General features: G+C 61.3%; 18 protein-coding genes. 7 read left to right on the top strand and 11 right to left on the bottom strand.

Going from position 1 to position 23,298, the window contains the following annotated elements:
- Positions 1-17: 17 nt before the first annotated feature.
- The 3 genes from P3T18_RS36080 to P3T18_RS36070 all read right to left on the bottom strand — a co-directional run bounded on the left by P3T18_RS36080 (position 18) and on the right by P3T18_RS36070 (position 4,273).
- Positions 18-1,676: an ATP-binding protein gene (locus P3T18_RS36080; protein WP_429304729.1), complete on the bottom strand. Its 1,659-nt coding sequence runs from the start codon at positions 1,674-1,676 to the stop codon at positions 18-20.
- Between the two features lie 4 nt (positions 1,677-1,680).
- The gene (locus P3T18_RS36075; RefSeq protein WP_429304728.1) at positions 1,681-3,198 is read right to left on the bottom strand and encodes an ATPase domain-containing protein; all 1,518 of its coding nucleotides are present in this window, start codon (positions 3,196-3,198) and stop codon (positions 1,681-1,683) included.
- Between the two features lie 163 nt (positions 3,199-3,361).
- Positions 3,362-4,273 (bottom strand): LysR family transcriptional regulator, encoded by a 912-nt coding sequence (locus tag P3T18_RS36070; protein ID WP_429304727.1) that lies wholly within the window; start codon positions 4,271-4,273, stop codon positions 3,362-3,364.
- A 215-nt stretch (positions 4,274-4,488) separates the two neighbouring features.
- Between P3T18_RS36070 and P3T18_RS36065 the strand changes: the two genes are divergently transcribed.
- The 4 genes from P3T18_RS36065 (at position 4,489) to P3T18_RS36050 (ending at position 8,667) form a co-directional block, all read left to right on the top strand.
- Positions 4,489-5,604 (top strand): alpha/beta hydrolase, encoded by a 1,116-nt coding sequence (locus tag P3T18_RS36065; RefSeq protein ID WP_429304726.1) that lies wholly within the window; start codon positions 4,489-4,491, stop codon positions 5,602-5,604.
- Positions 5,601-6,968, top strand: a complete 1,368-nt coding sequence (locus P3T18_RS36060; protein WP_429304725.1) for an MFS transporter — start codon at positions 5,601-5,603, stop codon at positions 6,966-6,968. Before P3T18_RS36065 ends, P3T18_RS36060 begins: the two co-directional genes overlap by 4 nt.
- Positions 6,965-7,978, top strand: a complete 1,014-nt coding sequence (locus P3T18_RS36055) for an alpha/beta hydrolase (protein ID WP_429304724.1) — start codon at positions 6,965-6,967, stop codon at positions 7,976-7,978. Before P3T18_RS36060 ends, P3T18_RS36055 begins: the two co-directional genes overlap by 4 nt.
- 248 nt (positions 7,979-8,226) lie before the next feature.
- On the top strand, positions 8,227-8,667 hold the full coding sequence (locus tag P3T18_RS36050) for a hypothetical protein (protein WP_429304769.1): 441 nt from the start codon (positions 8,227-8,229) through the stop codon (positions 8,665-8,667).
- Between the two features lie 22 nt (positions 8,668-8,689).
- Here P3T18_RS36050 and P3T18_RS36045 read toward each other — a convergent pair whose 3' ends face one another.
- A complete protein-coding gene (locus P3T18_RS36045) occupies positions 8,690-9,283 on the bottom strand; it encodes a histidine phosphatase family protein (protein ID WP_429304723.1) in 594 nt (197 codons plus the stop codon).
- Positions 9,284-9,516: 233 nt separating this feature from the next.
- Here P3T18_RS36045 and P3T18_RS36040 point away from each other — a divergent pair, with 233 nt between their 5' ends.
- Both P3T18_RS36040 and P3T18_RS36035 read left to right on the top strand, forming a co-directional pair.
- Positions 9,517-9,738: a CbtB domain-containing protein gene (locus tag P3T18_RS36040; protein ID WP_429304722.1), complete on the top strand. Its 222-nt coding sequence runs from the start codon at positions 9,517-9,519 to the stop codon at positions 9,736-9,738.
- An 11-nt stretch (positions 9,739-9,749) separates the two neighbouring features.
- The gene (locus tag P3T18_RS36035) at positions 9,750-10,496 is read left to right on the top strand and encodes a CbtA family protein (RefSeq protein ID WP_429304721.1); all 747 of its coding nucleotides are present in this window, start codon (positions 9,750-9,752) and stop codon (positions 10,494-10,496) included.
- A gap of 147 nt (positions 10,497-10,643) precedes the next feature.
- Here P3T18_RS36035 and P3T18_RS36030 read toward each other — a convergent pair whose 3' ends face one another.
- Both P3T18_RS36030 and P3T18_RS36025 read right to left on the bottom strand, forming a co-directional pair.
- Positions 10,644-12,608, bottom strand: a complete 1,965-nt coding sequence (locus P3T18_RS36030; protein ID WP_429304720.1) for an FUSC family protein — start codon at positions 12,606-12,608, stop codon at positions 10,644-10,646.
- A gap of 366 nt (positions 12,609-12,974) precedes the next feature.
- Positions 12,975-13,700: a 2OG-Fe(II) oxygenase gene (locus tag P3T18_RS36025; protein ID WP_429304768.1), complete on the bottom strand. Its 726-nt coding sequence runs from the start codon at positions 13,698-13,700 to the stop codon at positions 12,975-12,977.
- A 268-nt stretch (positions 13,701-13,968) separates the two neighbouring features.
- On the opposite strand from P3T18_RS36025, the gene P3T18_RS36020 reads away from it, so the two are divergent.
- Positions 13,969-14,814: an FAS1-like dehydratase domain-containing protein gene (locus P3T18_RS36020; protein WP_429304719.1), complete on the top strand. Its 846-nt coding sequence runs from the start codon at positions 13,969-13,971 to the stop codon at positions 14,812-14,814.
- A 4-nt stretch (positions 14,815-14,818) separates the two neighbouring features.
- Here the strand turns inward: P3T18_RS36020 and P3T18_RS36015 are convergent, their stop codons facing one another.
- The 5 genes from P3T18_RS36015 to P3T18_RS35995 all read right to left on the bottom strand — a co-directional run bounded on the left by P3T18_RS36015 (position 14,819) and on the right by P3T18_RS35995 (position 23,288).
- A complete protein-coding gene (locus tag P3T18_RS36015; protein ID WP_429304718.1) occupies positions 14,819-15,640 on the bottom strand; it encodes a lysozyme inhibitor LprI family protein in 822 nt (273 codons plus the stop codon).
- A gap of 5 nt (positions 15,641-15,645) precedes the next feature.
- Positions 15,646-17,370, bottom strand: a complete 1,725-nt coding sequence (locus tag P3T18_RS36010; protein WP_429304717.1) for a glycoside hydrolase family protein — start codon at positions 17,368-17,370, stop codon at positions 15,646-15,648.
- 29 nt (positions 17,371-17,399) lie between these two features.
- The gene (locus P3T18_RS36005) at positions 17,400-20,189 is read right to left on the bottom strand and encodes a type VI secretion system Vgr family protein (protein ID WP_429304716.1); all 2,790 of its coding nucleotides are present in this window, start codon (positions 20,187-20,189) and stop codon (positions 17,400-17,402) included.
- A 32-nt stretch (positions 20,190-20,221) separates the two neighbouring features.
- Positions 20,222-22,105 carry a type VI secretion system baseplate subunit TssF gene (gene tssF / locus P3T18_RS36000; protein WP_429304715.1) on the bottom strand — a complete coding sequence of 628 codons (1,884 nt, stop codon included), beginning with the start codon at positions 22,103-22,105 and terminating at the stop codon, positions 20,222-20,224.
- Between the two features lie 142 nt (positions 22,106-22,247).
- Positions 22,248-23,288 carry an ImpA family type VI secretion system protein gene (locus tag P3T18_RS35995; protein WP_429304767.1) on the bottom strand — a complete coding sequence of 347 codons (1,041 nt, stop codon included), beginning with the start codon at positions 23,286-23,288 and terminating at the stop codon, positions 22,248-22,250.
- Positions 23,289-23,298 lie beyond the last annotated feature (10 nt).

Below are 23,298 nucleotides of genomic sequence, written 5' to 3'. Positions count from 1 at the left end.
GGACCGGATCGCTCGTGTCAGGCCGCCAGCCCGAGCCGCACGGTGCGTGCGAGATCGTCGAGCTGGAACGGTTTGCGCAGGATCGTACAGCGTTTTACGGCGAGGCCGGAAATATCCACGTCCGCATAACCGGTCGCGAGGATCACCGGCAAGTCCTCGCGCATCTTGCGCGCCTCCGCGATCACGTCGATGCCGTTCATGCCCGGCATCGCGAAATCGACCATCAGCAGATCGGGGTTGTCGTCCTTCAGCCGGTTCAGTCCGGCACGTCCGTCGGCGGCTTCAGTCACGGTGTAGCCGAGCATGCGCAGACACTCGACCAGCATCGCGCGCACTTCGTTGTCGTCTTCCACGACCAGCACGCGCTTTTCGCCCACGGCGTTGGCTTCGACGTCCGAAGCCGTCTCGGCCTCCGGCGCCACCCGCTCGCGCAGCGGCAGCCAGATTTCGACCGTGGTGCCGACACCTTCTTCGCTGACCAGACGCGCGGTGCCGCCCGCCTGTCGCGCGATGCCGTAGACCTGGCTCAGGCCGAGGCCCGTGCCTTTGCCGATCGGCTTGGTGGTGAAGAACGGATCGAAAACGCGCGACACCACGTCGGCCGGAATACCCGTGCCGGTGTCGGCCACTTCGAGCACCACGTAGCGGCCGTCGTCGAGCGTCTGGTCGGGGGCGCTGCGCTCCTTCACGTGAATGCCGAGCTGGCCGCCGTTGGGCATGGCGTCGCGTGCATTGATGGCGAGATTGAGGATGGCCAGTTCGAGCTGGTTGGCGTCGGCCTGGGTCCACATTTCGTCGCGGTCGAATTCGTTGGTGTAGCGGATTCCTGAGCCGAGCGAGACGGTGATGATGTCGCGCATGCCTTGCAGCAGCGCCACGACGTCGACGGCTTTCAGATCCAGATTGCTGTTGCGCGAGAAAGTGAGCAACTGGCCCGTGAGTTTCGCGCCGCGCTCGGTCGCGCGTTTGACGGTGGCCGCCATGGCGCGAATCCGCTCGTCGCTGCCGACCCGCGCGATCAGTTCCGCGTTGACCATGATGACGTTCAGCAGATTGTTGAAGTCATGGGCGATGCCGCCGGTCAACTGGCCGAGCGCTTCCATTTTCTGCGACTGCACCAGCACGGCCTGCACCTTGGCGCGTTCGTGGATCTCCATCATCAGCCGGTTGTTGGCGGCGGCGAGTTCCTGGGTGCGCTCGGCGATGCGGCTTTCGAGCGAATCGTTCAATTGCACCAGCGCGTCTTGTGCCTCGATGCGCTCGGCCAGATGGCGGCGCGATTCGTATTGCCGCGCGCGCGCGCGCAACGACGACGCCACCGCGCGCCGCAGCGTTTCCGAATTGAGCGGACGCTCCAGCACGACCACGTTGCCGAGCCGTTCGAGCACATCGAGGCTGCGTTCGGAGCGCCGGCCGACGCGGTTGCCCGCCAGCAGGGTGAAGGGAAAATCGGACCACGCGGGTTGCTGTTCGAGCCAGTCGAACAGGCGCGAGGCGTGCCCGTTCGCCAACGCTTCTTCGGCGATCAGCGCGGCGCCCGCGCCTTCGTTCAAGGCATCGGTGAGGGCATTGGCGTCGCGGCACACTACACTATGACGGGCGTCTTTGTTCAGGACTTCGGCGATCACCTCGGCGTCGCGGCCGAAGGGCGCCAGGATCAGGACGCGTTGCTCCATATCGTTATTGCCGGGAAGTGTCGATGAGGCGGTCCGTTGCGCCGAACAGCGCCGTGCTGCCGCGATACGAAGGCAGGCCCGAGAGCACGCCTTCGAAATCGCGCAAGGCTTCGCCCACTTCCACGCCGCCGCTGCCCAGGCGGAACTGGCGGATCGAGCGCTCGTGCGCATTGGCGCGGCTCTTGACGGCGGTGACGGCCGTCAGCACTTCGCCGTGGTGCTCGAAATAGCGGAACAGCACGACCACATCGCTCAGGTAGCTGATGTCGATGTCGTTCTGCACTTCGCCGATGATGCCGTGCTGACCCAGCACCAGCATCGTGATCACACCTTGCTGGTTCAGATAGCCGAGCAGTTCGTGCATCTGCAGCAGCAGATAGCGTTCGCCCGGCATGGCTTGCAGATAGGCATTCAGGCTGTCGATGGCGACGTAACGCGCGCCGTCTTTCTCGACGGCGTCGCGCACGTTGCTGGCGAATTCGCCCGGCGAAATTTCGGCCGGATCGATCTGGCGCAAGGTCAGCAGGCCGCTCTCCACATAAGGGGCGAGATGCATGCCGAGCGTCGCACAACGAATCAGCAGCGTGACGAGCGTTTCGTCGAACACGTAGTAGGCGCAGCGCTCGCCGCGCTGCAGTGCGGCCATCAGGCACGACACCACCGTCGTGGTCTTGCCGACACCCGACGGACCGATCATCAATGCATTCGTGCCGGGAATCAGGCCGCCGCCGAGCAGCGCGTCGAGACCCGCCGTGCCGGTGCTCATCGCTTCGGTTTCGAACGGCGTGTGATGCTCCGCCGCGACCAGGCGCGGATACACCTGGATGCCGCCGGTGTCGAGCGTGAAGTCGTGATAGCCCTCGCGGAACTTGATGCCGCGCATCTTAGCGATGCGCGCTCGGCGCCGGTTGCCGCCGTAATCGTGGACGAGGTTGTCGAGGCTCACCACGCCGTGCGCGATGCTGTGCAGTTGCACGTCGGCGGGATCGGCGGAGTTGTCGTCGAGCAGCAGCACCGTGCATTCGCGCGTTGCGAAGTAGCGTTTAAGCGCGAGAATCTGACGCCGGTAGCGCAGCGGATTCTGCGACAGCAGGCGCAATTCCGACAGCGAGTCCAGCACGATGCGCGCCGGTTTCAGCCGTTCCACCTGCTCGATGACGTTACGAACCGTTTCGCCGAGTTCGACTTCCGCCGGATGCAGAACGGTCTGCTCGTATTGCGGGTCGAGGCCTTCGTCGGACAACAGTTCGAGAATCGTGAAGCCACTGATGTCCCAACCGTGGCTGTGGGCGACGGAGATCAGTTCGTCGCGCGTTTCCGACAGCGTGATGTACAAACCGCGCTGGTTTTCGGCCACACCCTTAAGTAAGAATTGCAGGGCGAGCGTAGTTTTACCAGTGCCGGGCGCGCCCTCCACCAGATACATCCGGTGTGGCGTGAAGCCGCCGCCCAGGATGTTGTCGATACCGTCGATGCCGGAGTGTAGGCGGGGCAGGGGGGCCGCTGTGGGTTTGGTTAGCATGGTGTGGAAAGTTAGTCTTACTAGGCCGGTATCGCCGGAATGCAAGTTGCATGCCTGTCGCGGCTCTATGCCGTGGGCCGCAGCCGCAAATGGCGGCGCGACGCCTGTCGGGCATAAGCCGGGCACGAACCGGACACGAGCCGACGTAAAGACGTGAAAAGCGTTATCCCCGAACGCGTTTCATGACGAGTTGGATGAACCGGCTTGCCGCGCTGTTATGAAGTGCGCCGGGATAGGCGAGATGCAGCGGCGCGCTGAGTCTGGCGGGGTTGGCCCGCAACGAGCAATATACCGTACCGACCTGGTCGTAACGCTGCATCGACGCCGGCACCAGCGTCACGCCAAGCCCCGCCGCCACGAGGTTGATGCCCGACACCATGCGCGGCACCTCGCGCGCGATTCGCGGCACGAAACCCGCCTGACGGCATGCCGCCAGAATGTCGGCGTACATGCCGGGCGCGCCCGGCCGGCGCACGAGAATGAAGTCTTCGTGAGCGAGCGCCTTCAGCGAAATCTGCGGGCGCCGCTTGCCCGCCGCTTTCAGCAGCGGATGTCCTACCGGCAAGACCACCACCATCGGCTCGTCGAGCAGCAGTTCGAACGCGACACCTTCGCGCGCCGCGACCGGCTTGCGCAGGAACGCGGCCTGAAGCTGGCCGGCGGCGAGCCGCTCGATGATTTCCGCCGCGTTGAGTTCGGCGAGTTCGACGGCCACCTCCGGACAGATCGCGCGAAAGGCGCGGATAGCCTCGGTGGTGAAGGGATGGAACGCCGCCGAACTCGTCAGGCCGATCGAGATCGTGCCGAGTTCGCCGCGCGCGATGCGGCTCGCGCGATCGACCGAATCCTGCAGGTTCTGCAGCAGACGTTGCGCGTCTTCGGCGAAGGCGTGACCCGCCGGCGTGAGCGTGACGCCGCGCGGCATGCGTATGAACAGCTCGAAGCCGATTTCCTCTTCGAGCGCGCGGATCTGCTGCGACAGCGGCGGTTGCTGCATGGCCAGCCGTTCGGCGGCGCGCGTGAACTGACCTTCTTCGGCAACCGCGAGGAAGTAGCGCAAGTGACGAAGTTCCATCGTGGTGTCTCCGGCAGCGTCGGCCGACGCCTCGCGATACCATATCGAAAAAATATGGATGGTGCGGAAAACAGGTATTTTACATTTACCGCGGGCAGCCCTACGATCCGTTGCATTGATTCAGAAGGCCGCAAAAAGAGGCCACGAAAGAGGCCACGAAAAGAGGCCGCTTAACATGGCCAGTTAGTGAGGCCACATAAGATTCAAGGAGACCTGTGTCGAACAGCCAATCATCCGTCAACGCCCGTGACGTCATGCGCCTGATCGCCGTGACCGCGTTGACGTCGATCCCGCTGCTACTCGCGCAACCTGCGGTCGCGGCGCACACGCACGAGTCGCCTGGGAAATCGCATCTGAAGCCCGTGTCGACGATCGCGCCGGCTCGCATGGTCGTCGAGACGCCGCAAGGCCGCGCGCAATTTCCCCTGTATCTGTCGAAAGACTGGAGCACGGCGCAGCCACAAGTGACGCGCGCGGTGATCGTGATTCACGGCAAGCTGCGCAATGCCGACGTCTACTATCGCACCGCGCAGAACGCGCGCGACGCCGCACATGCCGACTCCGACAGCACATTGCTGATCGCCCCGCAATTCCTTGCCACGCTCGATTTGCGCGGCCACGATTCGCCCGCGCCGGACAGCGCCGATCTGCTGCGCTGGCGCGGCGACGCGTGGATGGGCGGCGAGCCGGCGCGAGCGCCGTTGCCGGTCGGCTCTTACGAGGTGCTCGACCAGATCGTCGCGCGACTCGCCGATCGCAAGCTGTTTCCCAATCTGCAGCATGTGGTGTTCGCCGGACATTCGGGCGGCGGCCAGGTGGTGCAGCGTTATGCCGTGGCGGCACACAATATCGCGGCCTTGACCGACGAAGGCATCGACGTGCGTTACGTCGTGGCGAGCCCGTCCACGTACGCTTATTTCGACGCGCAACGCCCCAACGCGCAAGGCATGCCCGCGCCGTTCGATTCCGCGCAATGTCCCGCTTTCAACGAGTGGAAGTACGGCATGGACAAGCGGCCCGCGTATCTCGACGACCGCACGCCCGCGCAACTCGAAGCCGTCTACGCTGCGCGCCGCATCGATTATCTGGTCGGCGGCGCGGACGACGATCCGCAGCAGAGCGCGCTCGACAGGAGTTGTGCCGCCGAGGCACAAGGACCGCAACGCGTGGCGCGCGCACAGGCGTACTACCGGTACATGCAGCTACGGCATCCCGCCGGCCTGAACCAGCGTTTTCATATCGTGCCGGGCGTGGGGCACGACGGCGCGCGCATGCTGACGTCGGTCTGTGCGCTGTCAGCGATGTTCGACACACGAGGATGCGAGCAATGAGCGAGGCCACCTTGAATCCAGGCAATACCGCCGCTTCCACGGCAAACCCGCAGCATGCGGCGAAGGCGTTGAGTCCGTCGATGGTGCGCCGCGCGATCTTCGCGTCGGTGCTCGGCAACGGGCTCGAGTGGTTCGATTTTCTGATCTACGGCTATTTCGCGAAAATCATCGCGCAAGTGTTCTTTCCGGGCGGCGGCGGTTTCGTGTCGATCATGCTGACGCTCGCCACGTTCGCCGTGGGCTTCATCGTGCGGCCGCTCGGCGGCATTCTGCTCGGCATCTACGCGGACCGCGCGGGGCGGCGCAAGGCGCTTTCGCTGCTGATCATCTCGATGGCGGCCAGCACCTTGCTGATGGGTCTTACGCCGGGCTACGCGAGCATCGGTATCGCCGCGCCGCTTCTGGTCGTGCTCGCGCGGCTCTTGCAAGGACTCTCGGTGGGCGGCCAGTTTGCGACGGCATCGGCGATGCTCGTGGAGTACGCGCCGCCGCACAAGAAAATGTTCTATGGCAGCTTCAATATGTCCGCGCAGGCGTTCGCGCTGCTGCTCTCATCTGGCGTGGGCTATCTGCTGACCACCACGCTCACGCATGAGCAACTCGTGGCGTGGGGCTGGCGCCTGCCGTTCCTGTTCGGCGCGCTGGCCGGGCCGTTCGGTTTTTACATCCGCCATCGGGTCGCGGAGTCGCCCGAATTCGAGGAGTTGCGCGACCAGGGCGACAAGCCGCCGCGTACCGGCGTGCGTCAGTTTTTCCGCGACAACGGCGACGCCGCGATCTGTGCGATGGGCGTGATCATCGTCGGCGCGGCGACGAATTACGTGTGGCACTCGTACCTGTCCGTGTATGTCGAACGGCAACTGCATTTGCCGTTGTCGACGGCCTTGCTCGGTGCGTTCGTCTCCGGCGTGCTGAATCTGTTTCTGTTTCCGCTGTCCGGCAAACTCGCGGACCGTTACGGCGCGTATCGGCTGTTTTATCCGGTCGTGATCGCGTGGATGGTGTGCGTCTATCCGCTGTATCACTTCGTGGTGACGAACCCGACGCCGGGCCATCTGTTCATCGCGCAGATGATCGCCACCGTGTTCCTCGCGGCCATGTCCGGCGCGCATCCCGGCATGCTCGCCACGCTGTTCCCCGTGCGCAGCCGTTCGGCGGGCGTCGCCATCTCGTACAACATTGCGGTGACGCTGTTCGGCGGCATGGCGCCGCTCACCATCACCGGCCTGACACGCGTGACCGGCAGCAGTCTGACGCCGGCGTTTTATCTGATTTTTGCCGGCTTCGTCTCGCTCGCGATGGTGTACTTCACCCGCTCCGGGCGCGAGAGCGGCAAAGCTGCCCACCACGAGTCCCTAGCATGAGCCAGCCCCTGATCGCCGACGACGAACGCGCGCCGAACGAACGTCCCGTCTCCGCCGTTGCCCGCCGTTTTTTCGATGTATCGACGCCGGATGGCAGCGGTCTCGTGCCAGTCTTCGCGAACGGCGACTGGTCGACGCCGAACCCCGGCATCGAGCGTGCCGTGATCCTGATCCACGGACGTCTGCGCAACGCGGACACTTACTTCGACCTGGCAGAACGTGTGTGCGCGCTTGCCGGCGACGACGTTGCCGCGCGCACGCTGTTGATCGTGCCGCAGTTTCTCGCCACCGCCGACCTCGACGCGCATGACCTGCCGCCGTCCACGTTGCACTGGGACTGGGTCAGCTGGATGGGCGGGGAGAACGCCGAAGGTCCTGCGCCGATCAGTTCGTTCAGCGTGCTGGACGCGATCCTGCGGACGCTGGCGTCGCGCGAACAGTTCGCTTCGTTGCGCGAGGTAGTGATCGCGGGGCATTCGGGCGGCGGCCAGGTCGTGCAACGCTACGCCGTGGTGACGCAAGGCGAGGCGGCGCTGGTCGGGCGTGGCCTTGCGCTGCGTTACGTGGTGGCGAATCCGTCGTCGTATGTGTACTTCGATGCGCGCCGGCCGACGAAGTCGGGCGAGTTCGCCGCGTTCGACGCGAAGGCGTGCCCGTCTTTCAACCGCTGGAAATATGGGCTGGAAGACTTGCCGGCTTATCTGCGAAACACGGCTACGGAGATCGACGCCGCCGAACTCGAAGCGGCCTACACGCGACGCCATGTGACCGTGCTGCTTGGCGGCGCGGATTGCGATCCGCGACATCCCGCGCTCGACGTGTCGTGTGCCGCGCAAACGCAAGGCCCGAACCGGCTGGCGCGCGGGCTCGCTTATCAACGTTATATGGCGCAGCGGCATCCGGCGGGACTTGCTGCGCACAGTACGCATGTCATCGACGGGGTGGGACATGATGCACGGGGAATTTTTGCGTCGGAGGCGGGGCTTGCGGCGTTGTTGGGTGGGTCGTGATGGTTTGGTGATTGTGGGTGGGCGCGCGTAGGGTGGTGTTTTGGGGATGTTGTGAAAGGTGTGGCGTGAGTTTGACGCTGGGTGCGCTGGGTATGCCGAATGCGCCGAATGCGCCGAATGCGCCGAATGCGCCGAATGCGCCGAATGCGCCGAATGCGCCGAATGCGCCGAATGCGCCGAATGCGCCGGGCCGCGGGCACGAACCGTGCTGCCGCGCTAGCGTCTCCATTCCCAAGGACCGCGCCGAGATGAACACCATCAGGATGCTGGCCGCCGCCCTCGCGGCCGTGTGGCTCACCGCCATGTTGCCGGGCAAAGCGCATGCCGACGACGCGCCAAGTCCATGCAACTCGCTCAAGCGCATCGTCGCCGCTGCGCCCGACGGCCTCGCCGCGCTGACGCCGCAGGACGGCATGGGCGTCGCCCAACCCTACGGCGACGACGCGCAATGCTCGGCGAGTCATGGCAGCTATCAATGCCTGTGGACGCCGCATCACGACGCGGGTTCGAGCGCGGACGCGCTGCAAGGCGTGGCCGCCGATATCGCATCCTGTCTGCCCGAAGCCACGCATGACCAGAATTCACCCGGACGCCAGCACTTTTACCTCGGCGCGCGTGCGAAGCGGACCGATATCACCTTGACGCCCGCCGGTTCGAACAAGCTGCGACTGGTGGTGTCGGGCAAGTGATTGCGCCGTCGAGCCGGGCGCTTTACGACGCGGGTCGCCAGACCCACCCGCGCGCCGAGTGCCGCAACTCCACGAGTGACAGCGGCGTAATGTCGATGCGCGCAAACACCGTCGGCGACGCGCCGAGCGCATGAATCAGCGCGGCGCGTATCACCGTTGCATGCGTGATGACGAGCCCGACAGTGGCGCGGTCGGTTCCGTGCGCGGACAGATCCGCTGCGTCGAGCCATTGGCCGACGCGTTTCACCAGTTGAGAAAACGACTCGCCTCCATGCGCCGCGCAATCGGGATCGCGCATCCACGCAGCCAGGTCGTGCGGCGCCTCGGCCGCGAGGTCGGCGAGACGGCGGCCGTGCCATGCCGCGTAGTCGATGTCGTTCAGACGGCTTTCGACCGTCGCGTCCACCTCCATACCCAGCGCCGCCGCTGTCTGCCGGGCGCTCCGGGCGGGACTGACGAAAACTGCCGCTGTGCCGCCAAGCGCCGCGTGGACGCGTTCGGCTGCCGCGGCCACTTCAGCGAGGCCGCGTTCGTCGAGCGGGTCGTCAGCGGGAAAGCGGCCCGCGCGCATCGCGGCGGTCGATCCGTGGCTCAGCAGTAACAGCCGTTTGTCCATTCAGTGCATTTCCAGAGCCCGTCTCGAAGCATCATGCCGCGCGCATGTTTTGCCTTGCCGGGAGCCAAAGTTTAGCGCGTAGAATAGCGAGACTGCGAAGCGCGGAAGCCGGTGAGAGCCCGGCGCGGTCGCGCCACTGTAATCGGCAGTCATTAGCCGAAAGCCAGACCTGAACTTCGCACCCTTTCTTTTCAATCGACTATCGGGGCGCGTTACCCCTGGAGATGTCCGTCATGAACGACGCTGTTTTCGATTCCGCCGTCCAACCCGTGGCACAACCCACGCCCATCCCATTGCGCGAACTGCTGCCGTGGGTCGTGTTCGGCGGTTTGCTGTTCCTGCTCGCGCTGTATTTCGTTGGTGCAGAAGAAGGTGCCACTTCGCTGGTGCCCGGCATGTACGTGCATGAGTTCGTGCACGACGGTCGCCATCTGCTCGGCTTTCCCTGCCACTAACGGAGTCGAACATGGTTGGTAAATTGTTGGTACGCGGGATGCTCGCCGGCATCGCTGCGGGACTCCTCACGTTCGGCTTCGCCCGCGTGGCAGGTGAGCCGCAGGTCGATCAGGCCATTTCATTCGAAGAAAAAGCCGACGCCGCCAAGGGCGAAGCGCCCGAGCCGGAACTGGTGAGCCGCGAAACCCAGGCCGGCCTCGGCTTGTTGACCGGCGTGGTGACTTACGGCGCCGCATTTGGCGGATTGTTCTCGCTGGTATTTGCTTACGCGTACGGCCGGGTCGGCGCGCTGGGCGTGCGGGCGCTGTCGGCGTGGCTCGCCTTGGGCGCGTTCATCGCGCTGGTGATCGTGCCGAACATCAAATATCCAGCGAATCCTCCCTCGGTGGGCGACCCCGATACGATCGGCATGCGCACCGGCCTGTTCTTCCTGATGATCGCCATCTCACTCGCGACGTTGGTGTTTTCGCTGAAGGTGCGCCGCCGGCTCGCGTTGAAGCTGGGCGCGTGGAATGCGTCGATCGTGGCGGGCGTGGTGTTCGTCGCGATCATCGCCGCCGTGCAGTTGTCGATGCCGACCATCAACGAAGTACCGGCCGCTTTCCCGGCGACGCTGCTGTGGAAATTTCGCGTGTCGGCACTCGGTATGCAGGTGATCATGTGGACGACGATCGGTCTGCTGTTCGGCGCGCTGGTGGAGCGCAGTCAGCTGATGGGTGCTGCAAAGCGCCCGCCGGTGAAGTCGGCCTATCTTTGATCTGACTGGCAGGCAGGCGCAACCGCGAAACCGGTTGCGCCGACGTGCAGCGCGCAAGAACATAACTACATCAAGTACTTGGCGCGCTTGCTGGAATGTTATCCACAGGGCTATGAACATTTTCTGTGGACAAGTCTTACATCCGAGCTACGCGCTCCTTCCGCGCAACGCCCAATTGAAGATTCGCCGCGTGTCGCTGGCTGGCTGCGTCAAGCGTTCGGCCAGTTGCGCGACGGCGCCGTCGAGCTGAGCGAGCGCCGCGGCGTTGGACGCTGCGTGCGACTGCGTCTCGCGTTCCTTCATCGGCTTGCGTTGCGGCGCCACTGCGCCGCCAAATCGGGCGATCAACGAATCCAGCCGCGCGACGATCGAGTCGATATGCGCCGCGTCGAGCTCCGCGGCATTCAGCGCCATGGCCGACGACGCCGGCAACGACTCCGCGCGCCGCGCCGGGTCGCTCAACATACGCGCCCAATGCAGACAGCACAGCAACGAACCGGTGGCCAGTTCGACATCCGGATTCCAGACGACCACCCGCTGCGTTTGCAGCGGCTTGAGGGCCATGCGCAGTTCGTGCCAACTGCGGTCGAGCTTGCGCATGGCTGCTGCCGATGGGGCGTTCTGGCTTGCGGCTGAGATCGTACCCGCGACGGGCGTCGCCGCCGATGTGTCGGGGCGCACGACATCACGCAAAGCGGCCAGCACCGCGCCGAGTTTTGCTTCGACGTGCCGCGTTGCCGACAGCGGCATCATCAGCATCGCGACTGCGAAGGACACGAGGCAGCCGATCAGCACTTCCTCCATGCGCAACTCGACGAGCGGTCCCATTGCAAAACCCAACTCGCCGTAGACGAGGCCGACCAGCACCGTGATGAAAAACACGCCTGGCGCATAGGCGCTCAGAATGAAGTACGCCCAACCGAACACGCATAGCACCATCGCGGCGACCAGTAGCGCCGGCGAATCTTGCAAGGGCGCAACCAGCAGCACGCTGACGGTCGCGCCGGCCAATGTTCCGACTAGCCGTTGAGCGCCGCGATAGACGGTGTCGGCCCGCGAGCGCGTGCCGAGGAACACGACGAAGGTGGTAATGACCGCCCAGAACCAGCGCTCCGGCGACAACGAATGACCGATCAGCATGGCGAGAAACGCAGCCGTCGTGGCGCGCATCGCCGGCAGCCAGCAGAGTTTGGCGCGCAGTTCGGCGTAGCGGGCGGCCGCGCTCACGGCGAGTGTCGAACCGGGCGCGGACGAAGTGCGCGTTGCCTTTTTCGTGGTGTGGCGATGCGCCATTGCCTTGAGCCGTGCAATGGCATGACGCAGCGTTTGCGCGCTCAACTCGGTGTGGCTGTCTGCGGGATGAGCGCGCCCGGAAAAACCGGCAAACGCATGCTGGCCCGCGGCGACTTCCACCTCGACGATACGTTCGCGCAACGTGTCGGCGTTACCCGCGTCGAGCAGCGCCAGTTGTTCTTCGAGCGCCAGCGCCGCTTCGTTCAGCGCGGACAGATTGACGGTGCCGGGCGCGCGCAGGACGCGCTCGGCTCGCAGCGTAACCGTATGAATCGCGAGCCGCAAACTGGCCGCGACGCGCGCCGGCGCGATGACGCGGCCGACCAGCGTGACCATCAGCGGCCCGACTAGCGAGAGCAGCAGCGACTGCGCGAGATGCGAACTGGAAGGATGCAGGTACAGGCCGAGATAGAACGACACCATGCCGAGCATCGCGCAGCCGAGCGCGCGCGGACCGCAAGCCTGGCACAGCATGCCGACGAACATCACGAGCAGAAAGAAGGCGTCGCCAGCGAGCGGGTAGCGGCTCAGGAAGCTCGCGGCCGCGAAGCACAGACAGGCGCACAGATAGAGCCAGAGCAGCGTGCCGAACCAGGCGGACCGGTTCGGATTGCGCACGAACAGCGGCGCGACCATGGCGAACAGGACACCGAGGGCGGTGAGCGTGATGGGCTGATGATGGAAGACGGTCCACGCGATGCTGGCGATGCCGGTGAGCAGGCAGGCCAGCGCGCTGCGTAGCGCAGTATGGAGCCGGACGAGTCCCGGGTCTGCGACGAGCAGACGGTCGGCGACGCGCGAAAACGCGACAGCAATCATGATCGATGATATCCAGGCTGATTGACCGCTACCGGCTTTTGGCCGATTGCGGCAGGGCGGGCGTGCGGCCCGCCACCTTCGTATCGTCGAACCGGACCGGCTTGCCGGGATCACCGGCTGGCTAGTCCGTTCGACGACGGTCGAACGCTCGAACCCATGAGCCTGGCGCGCCGCGAAGGGTGGTGCGAAGTGCCAGCTGGGTTCGGGTTTTCCCGAATGATACCGGGTCAAAAATATCGCGCACGGATTTTTGCGGCGGCGCAGCAACGGTAAATGGCCGCCTAGCCGGCGCTGCTGACGCGGCGGGACTGGTTTGCGAGTGGGGAAGACCACGCGGCCATGTAATTGGCGCAAGTTAGTGCTTACTCAGCTGGCGTCATGGAAAATGACGCCGAGTGTGTGCCGCTGACCAGAGCGCAGCCGGCTCACGCCATGCCGCAAGTTCACGCGATACGCGCCGCGCGTGCCTTGCACGGGCCGATGGTGAACCGCGAACACAACGGCGTCTCCTTTGCGGAGCGGCACGACTTCGGTCCGGGATTGCATGCGCGGGCGCTGCTCCGTCATGACGAATTCGCCGCCGGTAAAGTCTTCGCCCGGTTCGGACAGCAGGACGGCGATTTGCAGCGGAAAGACGTGCTCGCCGTAGAGGTCTTGGTGCAGACAGTTGTAGTCGTCGGTGGCGTACTGGAGCAACAGTGGCGTGGGGCGTGTCTGACCGGCGGCGTGACAGCGCTCGATAAATTCGGCGTGGTCGCCTGGATAACGGACGGCGATTCCCATTGCCTCGTTCCAGCGATTCGCTACCGGCACGAGGCGCGGATAAATTTCCGCGCGCAGGTCGGCGACGACAGTCGGCAGCGGGTAGGCAAAGTATTTATATTCGCCGCGGCCGAAGCCGTGCCGCGCCATCACCACGCGGCTGCGATAGATGTCGTCGCGCGAATAAAGGGCGGCCAGCGCGTCACATTCGCGCGAGTTCAGCAATTTGGGTAGCGTCGCGCAGCCGTAAGCGTTCAACGCTTCTTCGACGTCGAACCAGTCGATTGCATCGACGCGCTGCGCAAGCGGATGGTGGTTTGCGTCACGCATCGAGCCGCGCGTTTGTTGCGGCGAATCGGCAGGCTTTTCAAGCGTGCTCATGACTGTTTCTCCGTGGGGCAAGGGATAAGCGTTGGTTGAGTGTAATCCTGCAAGTTTTGTCCTTCACCCCGACTCTTGCTGTCTAATTCCACCGTCCGCCGTTCTGGATGAAGGCAAACGCTCGCTTCGCGAATGCGAACTACACGGCGAGTTGCGACCTGAGTCATAGTGGAAGTCACGCGCTGTTGAATCCCGCATTGCAATGGAGATTTTGCCCATGTCCGGACCTTTGGAAAAACTCGACGACTGGTTAGAAAAGCAGGTGGTAACGAAAGACGACATTACCGCCTATCCGCTTGCAGCGATGGCGGCAACACTGGACCGCGACGAGAGCAACGGCACGGTGCCGCCGCTATGGCACTGGCTCTACTTTCTGCCCGTTACGCCGATCTCGGAAGTCGGGCCGGACGGTCACCCCAAGCGCGGCGGATTCTTGCCGCCGGTGCCGCTTCCGCGCCGAATGTGGGCCGGTGGCAGGCTGACTTTTCACGCGCCGCTCAAGGTTGGCGACCGTGCCACGCGCACCTCGACCATCGTCAATATCGAAGACAAAACCGGCCGCTCCGGCCGCCTCGTCTTCGTTACCGTGCAACACACGATCGAGGTGGCAGGCGAACTCAGGATCGAAGAAGAACACGACATCGTCTACCGCGACGAGCCGCAGGAAGGTGCCCGGCCACCGCAAGCGGCGCGCGCACCGGAAGACGCGGCATGGCAGCGCACGATCGATACCGACGCGGTGCTCCTGTTCCGCTACTCCGCGCTTACCTTCAACGGACATCGCATCCATTACGACTATCCCTACGTGACCGAGGTCGAAGGCTACCCGGGCCTCATCGTGCACGGTCCATTGATCGCGACGCTGCTCGTCGACCTGATGCGTCGCGAGCTTCCCGCCGCGACGCTGGAAAGCTTCGCCTTCAAGGCGCTGCGACCGGCTTTCTCCGGCCAACCTCTCACTGTCTGCGGCAAACCATCGGCGGACGGCAAGACCGTTGACTTGTGGGCCAAAGATCACGAAAGTTTCCTCGTCATGCGCGCGACGGCGGCATTGGCTGCCTGATCGATTAGTCACCATCCTGATCGGGCTCCACGGCTGGATACGATGGGTAGGCGCTCGAAATGTTTGCCTTGATGTAAGCGATGCGGGACTGATACGCGGTGAGCAGGCAAGTCTTATTGCTGCATGTGTTCCGCACCGTTTTTAACCAATTGATCTGGTCCACTCGCACGGGATCTTGAAACGAAATCTCTCGCGAGTGGACGAGCTGCATGGCCACGAATCCACGGTTCACGGTTGCATCGAGCTTGACCAGGTTTGCGTCGGCGCAAATGAGATGTTCGACGTTCGACTGGGCTTTCGCGCAGTCGAAACTCTGCTCGGCATCGACAGGCGCGTGAGTTTCGCGCTGAAAGATGTACATCCATGCGCCTGTGAGAAAAATGAGCGAGTCGGGCGACTGATAGACCATGGCATGACGTAGCCCGGAACACAGTGAAACATGGCTCTCCCCCAGCAGATAGGTTTCGTTCAGGGCAGTGGAGTTGGTGTGGAATTTATCGACGAGATAATGACCAAACTGATCTCGTGATCCGAAAGCGTTTGAGATGACCGGGTCGAAATAGAAGGCCATCTTCTTTTCCACATTCACGGAACAGTTGTCGCCCTCGTAGTGAAAGGCGACTGCTTTCCCGTCGAACGTCAGCGCGGCAGAGTTGACCGGATTGACCGGAAACGGCAGCGCGTGGGCGTCTGTGCTGGACGAATCGGGGAACTGGGCGGCGCCCGTCATGAGATACCGGTTCTCGGCATAAGCATGGGGTGAGTGGATGGCCACGATCGCCACCAATAACGCAAAAATCAAAAGTAGAAACTTGTTGTTCTTCATGTGACTTAGTGTGTCGAGTTATAGATGGCATGGCAAAACATGTCGTGTTCCCGCTGCCGACGGGTTCTGTTTTCAATGTCGAGAAACTCACCCGGTGCGCCTTCGTAGTCGCATCGATTAAGGCGGTCACATAGGTTCGGCGTTTTGCGCAGGCTGCCGAGATTGAAGGCGAGCGACATCAATGCGTCGAATTCGTGTTGAAACAGCGATGCGGTGATCGCATTTCGCACACGCCCTTCTATGATCGAGAGGTCGTTATCGAATAGCGTCTGAGATTCTTCGATAGGCATCTTGCTCGACATCGCAATGTGTCCACATTCCGCGCAGGATGCTTTGCGCACCAGATGTCCCCAACCGACGGTGCAATAGCCTTTGCTGTCGTCGTAGTAGTAGGTATGCGTTCGGGTTTCATCGAGGTGAACGCCTTCCCAACCCTTGATAAATACTTTGCCCCGTTCTGACGTACTCAACTGGTTGATCGGGATTCGCTGGCCAGTAGATACAAGTGGTGGGGCGTCGAGAAATGTTGCGCGGTAACCTTCCTGCAGGACGGCAAGCGAGTCGATCAGGTCTGCACGCCGCTGAAAGGGACCACCCAAAGATGGACCGTTCAGCTTCGCGCTTGCGTCGTACCGGTGGTCGCCACGATAGACTTCAAAATGCAGCATGGACACGTTGCTGGTTCCGACGACATGAAGTGGCGTACCACTGTCTTTCATGAGTACGCCGCTCCTGGCTAGCGTCTGACCTTGGCTTACCGTGTCGCCGATCTTTACTGTGATCGACGATGGGTCGACCTCTCCATACAACGCGATGAACTCCCGCCCGTCCGTGGTTTTATGACGAACGCTGATTTGCCATGTCTTGCAATAGAAAAATTCACATTTGATAACGACGCCCGGTGCAACAGCGACGATAGGCGTATACGTCTTGACATACAGATCGCGTGCCGCGTGCAGTCTGCCTCCCCCGCGAGTTGCGCCGAATCGCGCCTGATTGTGACCGCCTGAGCCCAAAGCCTTAACCCAGGTGTAATCAGACGAAGGCGTGCCATATGTGCCGCCTTCGTCATTCAGCGGACGGGTCAATAGAGGAAAAATGATCGGTGCGATCGCTTTGCGGAGAACCGTTGTGGGTGCGCCTCGTTCGTTGCTGCCGTGATCGGTCTTCGGTGGCGTCTTTGCTAGAGCGGGTCGCGCCGGCACGGGAGAATCCGTTTTCCTTGACTCGACCGGTGGCACTTTCAGCGTTTGGCCTACGAGAATCAAGTCGGAATCGAGGTGATTAAGGTGCTTAAGAACGTCGACGGTTGTGTGGTATTTCCTCGCAATGCCAGTGAGGTTGTCATGGCGTTTAACTGTATACCTGCCGCGCCAATAGCTTCCACGCTCCGGACTGTCGACTTTGGTCGGCAAATGGTGCAACGTCTTAGGGCTGGTGAGATGAAATGCAATCTCTGACGACGACGCGATCAATCGCGCGACCTCTTTCATTTCATCGCTGGTCCAGCGCTTTACATGCACGGAGAGTGCCGTGTCGGTATCGACTGAAAACTGAAGCGCACCCAGCGTGTCAGTTGCTGCGGCATGATATTTTCGTTTCGATGACAAATCGGTCCCCCGGATTTCAACCTGCAGATTTTGAATCGGCTCGCCGAAGTGATCTTTGAGATAAAGCGTCACGGATGAGCGCATGGTCTCGGAGTTATATCCATTGTTTGAACTGGCCATATCTTTTTGCGTAGCGCGCTGATCAATAGTCAAGCGCTTTGATAGACATAGTGACTTTCCTGATCGGAGGGCATATCGTCGTCGGGTTCATCGCGTTTATCTCGTGCGTTATCTGCATCCGTTTCAACGAGCCAGGCGCCTCGCGTGCCGACCAGAACCTGAATCGCTTCTTCCTGGTCTGTATAGACGCGCGCCGTTCTGCCGTCGTTATCGAGCGTTCCGTGCGTGAGGATTTCGCCATCGGATCTTCGGGCGATGTATTCGACCTCTTCAAACGCTCTCGGCCAGTAAATGTCGTAGACGTCGAGTCGATTGCTGAAGGCTTTTGGCATGTCGATGCCCGGCACCGACGCGGGCAATGATTTAGGACCAGGCAGCGCATGACTGCCTGCGTAGGCGACCCACTTTGCCGGTGTGCCGTGTTCGATACCAGCGCCGTTGATGCGGACATAGCTGCCGCGTGCCTGCAGCAGGATTTCTTCCGCTGCGGTGATTTCGATTCTTTTCTTTGCGCTGATCAGTTTGAGCACCTGATCCGCAATAATCTCGACGTTGTCGCTTTGCGCATGCAGTTCGACTTTGCCTCCATCCGAAAAAAGCCGAATGCCTGATCGCACGGCAAAGAGCGAAATGGCGTCTCGCACGGTCGCAAACAGGGAGCGCCCACCGGACATGCTGATGTCACGCCCGGCGGTTACTGCATGATCGTGTTGGCTTGCCTGATGCGTGCTTTCACGCGCCGTGGTCGCAATGCCAGCCGCGCTTGCTAAAACCATGTCTGCTCGAGTCATTTCCGGCGACGGGTTGCCGGACGCGTTTTGTGCCCCCTTGATTGCGTCGTTCTGGGTTCTTATGCTCAGCGTGACGTCGCTTTGACTGCGTTCTTGCGACTGTGCATCATGTTTCTGCGCGAGGTGGCATAGGTCGGCATGCTGGTCGTGCGCCTGAGTTAATCGCTGTACCGTCTCGACCATGTCGTTGGCGGGCGACGCAGTTCCCGTGCGCGCTTCGGTTGTCACCAGAAGGCCACGGTTGGAGCGCACGACGCCATGCGCTTCCGTTGCAAGTTCAAATCCCTCGCCACGGGCTTTGTCGCGACCATGATGCCCATCCAGACGCGTGTTATAGCCCAGCACAAGCCGGGACTGCGCGTGGTCGCTCGAGATCTGCACTTGCAATTGTCCCGGCGTGTCGTCAGTGACGACGCTATTCGACGACTGCCCCCGTAACTCCTGACTCCGCCAACCTGACAGTGCCTCGTTTTTCGGCAACTGCCAAGGTGCCTGATGCTCCTCCGTGGTGTGCTCTGAAATAATGTACGGGCGATCGGGGTCGCCATCGAGATATCCGACGAGCACGTGATGGCCGACGCGCGGTAACCATATCGCGCCGTGCGCGGCGCCATGCCACGGTGACGCAACGCGTAGCCAGCAACTGGCATTTTCATCTTTCGTGCTCAAGCGGTCCCAGACGAAATGGGCTTTAACGCGTCCATACTGGTCGCAATAGACTGGCTCGTCACCGTAGCCGGTGACTATCGCTGTCTCCGGGTGCGCGCGTGGCTTGCGTGCTTTTTGTGGCGTGCGATAGAAGGAATTCGCCGGTATTGCGGAAAATCGGGTTTTACAGCTGGACTGCGTTTTGGCCGCGTCGTCCTGCGTGGCTGTGTCGTTGTTGACGATCTCGATGTCGGTTGACACGACGAGATATTCTCCGTCACCGGGCGTCAGCGGATAGCCATCTAACGCAAAGATATAACCTACCATCAGGCCGCGCAGATTGCCTTTTCCCTTTGCACGGACGCTTTTGGCTCGGTGTGCTTCTACCTTTACTCGAGCAAGATGCTCTCCCTCGGACTGGGTATCGTTACGCGTGCCGCTGACGCCCATGGGTCCCTCCAGCGGTTGCGAGTAGTCGCCCCATGCGTATTCTTCTGCATTGTCGAACGTGCGCTCGTTATGGTCCTGCTGTGCGACTGCGAGATTGCCGTTGGACTGTGTGTAGTCGTAGTCCGTTAGTGAGACCTTGCCTGTCGTGATCTGTTTCCCGACCCGAAACTTGTGGATATGCTCTTCATCAATTCGTTGCCCGTTTCGATCGAGGTAACGCAACGTTGCGTACGCGGGATCATGCTTTCTATAGGCACCCGGCGAGTCGCACAGTACCAACGTGCTGCGTTCGAAGAAAAACGTAATGCCCCATTCCTGCCAGATACGGCTGAGGTATGAATAATCCGATTCCCACCATTGCCGCTGGTAACTTCGTTTTGGATACGCGTGACGTTGCATGCCAGGACCTGCCAGGCGTAGTTCAAGCGGGAACGGATATTTTCGGAGAATGTCCTCGCTTATCTCGACGATGCTCCGGCCCTGCCATATCTGGCTATTACGGTTCAACGTTGCGAGCCAAAGCCACGGACGAACTTTCAGGCGATAAAACGCGTGTCGATCGTCCGCGTTCAAGCATTGCACTGCTGCGATCAAGCCGGTGATCTTACGGATATCGGCGCCAATATTCGCACCGCCCGCGTCGCCTTGTACGCTGGGAATCAATGTTCCTTTCCCTTCGACCGCAACACGGATAGTTATCTCCTTGCCGATCAGTGCATCGACGTCTACTTGAGATTGCGCGTTCCATGCATCCAGATCGGGGTGATCGATTGTGCTGATATCAACATCGTATTCGTACAGGTAGCCGAGTTTTTCTCTTCCCCGCAAACGTGAGACGAGGAAGATCGGCTCGTCGCGCCACCGAGGTAGTGCTTCGCCCGTGATATCGAGTACACGTGCTTGCGTGTTCCATGAGTCGATAGGTGGCATTGGGTAACTAGCTCCTACTTTGTTCAAGTGACTCAGACCGCGCTTCGTGTGCCGGCCCGAGGCGGCCATTGCGCGATGCGTCCACGTTGTTTCGACTCAAGAACCGCTGTCGTGAACGAGTGTGCAGATACGTGGCGGGCGAGATAGCGTTCCAGCACAAGGCCGAACGTATAAGGACTGACGCCGTCGAACATGCTTTCGTCGAAGTTCAGCGTGCATTCGACGCCGCGACCGAAGGGCTGTGAAAATGAAGTGGGAAGCCGGCGGTTGACAGCCTTGGACGACGCGTCCAGCAACCCTTCGACATGGCGGTGCGGCACGCCTATATCGTCGGCAAGGTTAAGGCGCAAGAGTTTGCGCAGACCTTCACCGGATGTGGAGCAGTGTGAGTCGCTATCGAAAGCAGCTCGATCGATACTGAGTTGGCCGAGCAACCTCCACGCCCGGTCGCCCGATGCGAGCGGTGGCTGCGGAGTGGTAGGTGCGCGCAACAGGCCAATCGAGTCGACCGGCGCCGATCTTTGCACTGAAAGATCGGCACGTCCATTGCAACTAAGGAGGCAGGGAAGGTCCCGGTTTGTCAGCAACGTCTCGAACGACAGATAACGAATTTTTTCGTCGAGTGGCTGCTCATCCTGATCGACCAGAGAAATGAACGTGTCTGTTTCCGTAAAGGGGCGGCGACTGTTGCGGTGACGAGTCGCGCTGTTCGTGCGTTTCAGTTCCCGCTTGACGGTGTAGTAGCGTGCGCGGTGGCCGCCGCTTTCCACTGTATGTGCGTGGAGCGGATCAAAGTGCAACACCTCCGATTCATCCGACACCTGACCCCACACCGATTGGACGGAGTGCACTTCATAGTCGTGGGGCGCGGCTGGCACTGCTTCGAGTCGATGTGCCCGTTTGGCGGGATCAAGGTAGAGCCGCCCGCTACGCTTCGGAAAAAGGTTGATGACCGGGGTGCAAAACAGCGCGAACTGTGATGCATCGACACGCCCGGCCAACTCGCCTGCCGGGCGCTCAAGTAACACAACGATTTCGGCTTCACTCCCGGCAATCGATGCAAATCCCTGTTCAAGATTAGTCAGTGTAAAAAACCAGAAGCGCGACGGACAGGCAAAGTATTCTTGCAGCAAACTATGCCCGTGGAGATGGCCAGGTGCCATGGGCAGCACGCTCTGTTCCGGCTCAAGCGCGCCATGAGTTATCGCGTTTTCTGTGACGGCGTGTAGTTCGGTGGTTGCAAACTTGTTCGGCACACCAACGATGCTCGCAACGGCTGAGACGTGGATGAGCTCGAACAGGTGAGAGGCGACTGCTTCGTCGCCAGCGAGATATACCGGCAACTCGCCCAATGCGAGGCTCGACATGGAAGCACCGTTCGTAGTGCGGAGTCGCAGCCGCACTGCGGATCGTGCAGTTGTGCCGGGCCGAAGATAGCGGTCGAGTGCAGGGATGTCGGGCGGAGCACCCGTCAGACTTGCCTGAATGACTTCCAGCGGAAACAGCGTTACATCCTGGCTACTACGAAACTCGCAGGCTGTTGTTTCACCGTCTGGAATGTCAGAGATAAACGAGGTACCCCTTGGTACGAGCGTGCCACCATGGGCATGTTTGCTTTGTGCTCGTGGAAACAGGCGCGCGACGGCCATAGAAGGCGTTGGGCAAGTGTAGTTGGGATAGATCATCTGCAATAGCGGTGACGTCAGTTCAGGGAATGCTGCGTCGAGGCGCATCTGCGTGCGTGCTGTGACCAGCGCCGACGATTGGAGCAAGCTGTTCACGTAAGGATCGCCAATTTCTCCTGCTCTCATTCCTAGCCGTCGCCCGATCTTGGGATGAGCAACCGAAAATTCCAGTGCCAATTCCCGGATATAGAAAAGTTCGCGGTTGTAGTAGTCGAGAAGTTCGGGATTCAAGTTCCTGCCTCCGGCGTCAGGTAAAGTCACGCAAACCGGATCGTCCAATTTTTTGGAATCTCACGGCTTATAAAATATGATTGGTGTGCTAATCAATATTGACAGGGATTGTCATCGTAAAAAAGCAGATAATTTTTAATTTTTACGAAGCCGGAGGGAACTGAAGTTCGGCTTCCCAATCCGCAAGCAAGTCTGGAGGAATAGCTTTCACGACGTCGGAAAATCGCTTGCCGACAAACTTTTCGGCGCGATACAAAAGAACAGGAACAGGGCTGCTTGGTTCGTTCTGTTCGAACCAGTGGCGCGCTTCGCGGATGCGGCACAGCGCTGCATCTCGCGTAGCAGTTTCTGCGGGAAGAGAACTTATCGCTGTGCGATATACGTCGAGGTCACATTTGAGTGGCAAGAACTGAGTCGTCGAATTTTCGGCAACAGCATCGGCACCGGGTGAGGTTAATTCGACGGACAACGCAGTGACTGGTCTCGCGGAGAACTGTGTATCACCGTAGGCGAGTCGACCAAACAATCGCTCCAGAGATGAGAAATCTGGCTGATAAGCGCCCAGTCGATCTTCGCACCAGCTTTTAACCGAAATCAGGCTGGCAAGTGCGCTGTCGAAACCAGCGAACGCCTCGGGCTCGTGGCGTCGCAGATCTTCCAGTTGCTGCGCGACTGATTCGGGCGCGAGCGCGTCGTTCGGTCGAGGATAGGCAAAAGCCCGTTCCACGTCGCGGATCTGAAGCCGTGTCGGCGCGGAACGTGTGAGCCAGATTTCGCGTATGTCGGACAGCAACCCATCTGGGTCGATCAATGCCTGGATTGCGTTCATGCGGATTTCTAACGCGGCTTCCCGTTCTTCATCTCTGTGAGGCTGTGGGTGAAGCGTGTCGGGAAATGCAGTTAGCCATGCTGCCAACAATCCGATTCCCTCCGCGAGTCCGAGAGCCGCGGCGAGCTTCGTTCTGCAACGCGTGAAAAGGATGGCAAGGCGCATATCTTTACTGCGCGTCATCAGACGTTGGCAATCGCGCTCGACTTCGGTCCAGTTGACTGGCTCGGGCACGCCTACAAAATCACCGTACTGAGCATCGAGTTTTGCGGCCATCTGCGCGGACAGCACGACGAATTCCGGATCATATTCAAGGTCGTCTCCGCATGGAGCATTGGTGTCGATAGGTGACATCCAGTCGGAT

This window comes from Paraburkholderia sp. GAS199, from assembly GCF_050436585.1.
GTDB lineage: Bacteria > Pseudomonadota > Gammaproteobacteria > Burkholderiales > Burkholderiaceae > Paraburkholderia.
Note: the sequence above shows the minus strand (reverse complement) of the source record. Positions and strands in the feature narration are given on the sequence as shown.

Excerpts from the sequence above, each read along its gene's own strand:
- P3T18_RS36080 (WP_429304729.1), bottom strand. The coding sequence starts at position 1,676 with ATGGAGCAACGCGTCCTGATCCTGGCGCCCTTCGGCCGCGACGCCGAG.
- P3T18_RS36075 (WP_429304728.1), bottom strand. The coding sequence starts at position 3,198 with ATGCTAACCAAACCCACAGCGGCCCCCCTGCCCCGCCTACACTCCGGC.
- P3T18_RS36070 (WP_429304727.1), bottom strand. The coding sequence starts at position 4,273 with ATGGAACTTCGTCACTTGCGCTACTTCCTCGCGGTTGCCGAAGAAGGT.
- P3T18_RS36060 (WP_429304725.1), top strand. The coding sequence starts at position 5,601 with ATGAGCGAGGCCACCTTGAATCCAGGCAATACCGCCGCTTCCACGGCA.
- P3T18_RS36055 (WP_429304724.1), top strand. The coding sequence starts at position 6,965 with ATGAGCCAGCCCCTGATCGCCGACGACGAACGCGCGCCGAACGAACGT.
- P3T18_RS36050 (WP_429304769.1), top strand. The coding sequence starts at position 8,227 with ATGAACACCATCAGGATGCTGGCCGCCGCCCTCGCGGCCGTGTGGCTC.
- P3T18_RS36045 (WP_429304723.1), bottom strand. The coding sequence starts at position 9,283 with ATGGACAAACGGCTGTTACTGCTGAGCCACGGATCGACCGCCGCGATG.
- P3T18_RS36040 (WP_429304722.1), top strand. The coding sequence starts at position 9,517 with ATGAACGACGCTGTTTTCGATTCCGCCGTCCAACCCGTGGCACAACCC.
- P3T18_RS36035 (WP_429304721.1), top strand. The coding sequence starts at position 9,750 with ATGGTTGGTAAATTGTTGGTACGCGGGATGCTCGCCGGCATCGCTGCG.
- P3T18_RS36030 (WP_429304720.1), bottom strand. The coding sequence starts at position 12,608 with ATGATTGCTGTCGCGTTTTCGCGCGTCGCCGACCGTCTGCTCGTCGCA.
- P3T18_RS36025 (WP_429304768.1), bottom strand. The coding sequence starts at position 13,700 with ATGCGTGACGCAAACCACCATCCGCTTGCGCAGCGCGTCGATGCAATC.
- P3T18_RS36020 (WP_429304719.1), top strand. The coding sequence starts at position 13,969 with ATGTCCGGACCTTTGGAAAAACTCGACGACTGGTTAGAAAAGCAGGTG.
- P3T18_RS36015 (WP_429304718.1), bottom strand. The coding sequence starts at position 15,640 with ATGAAGAACAACAAGTTTCTACTTTTGATTTTTGCGTTATTGGTGGCG.
- P3T18_RS36010 (WP_429304717.1), bottom strand. The coding sequence starts at position 17,370 with ATGGCCAGTTCAAACAATGGATATAACTCCGAGACCATGCGCTCATCC.
- P3T18_RS36005 (WP_429304716.1), bottom strand. The coding sequence starts at position 20,189 with ATGCCACCTATCGACTCATGGAACACGCAAGCACGTGTACTCGATATC.
- P3T18_RS35995 (WP_429304767.1), bottom strand. The coding sequence starts at position 23,288 with ATGTCACCTATCGACACCAATGCTCCATGCGGAGACGACCTTGAATAT.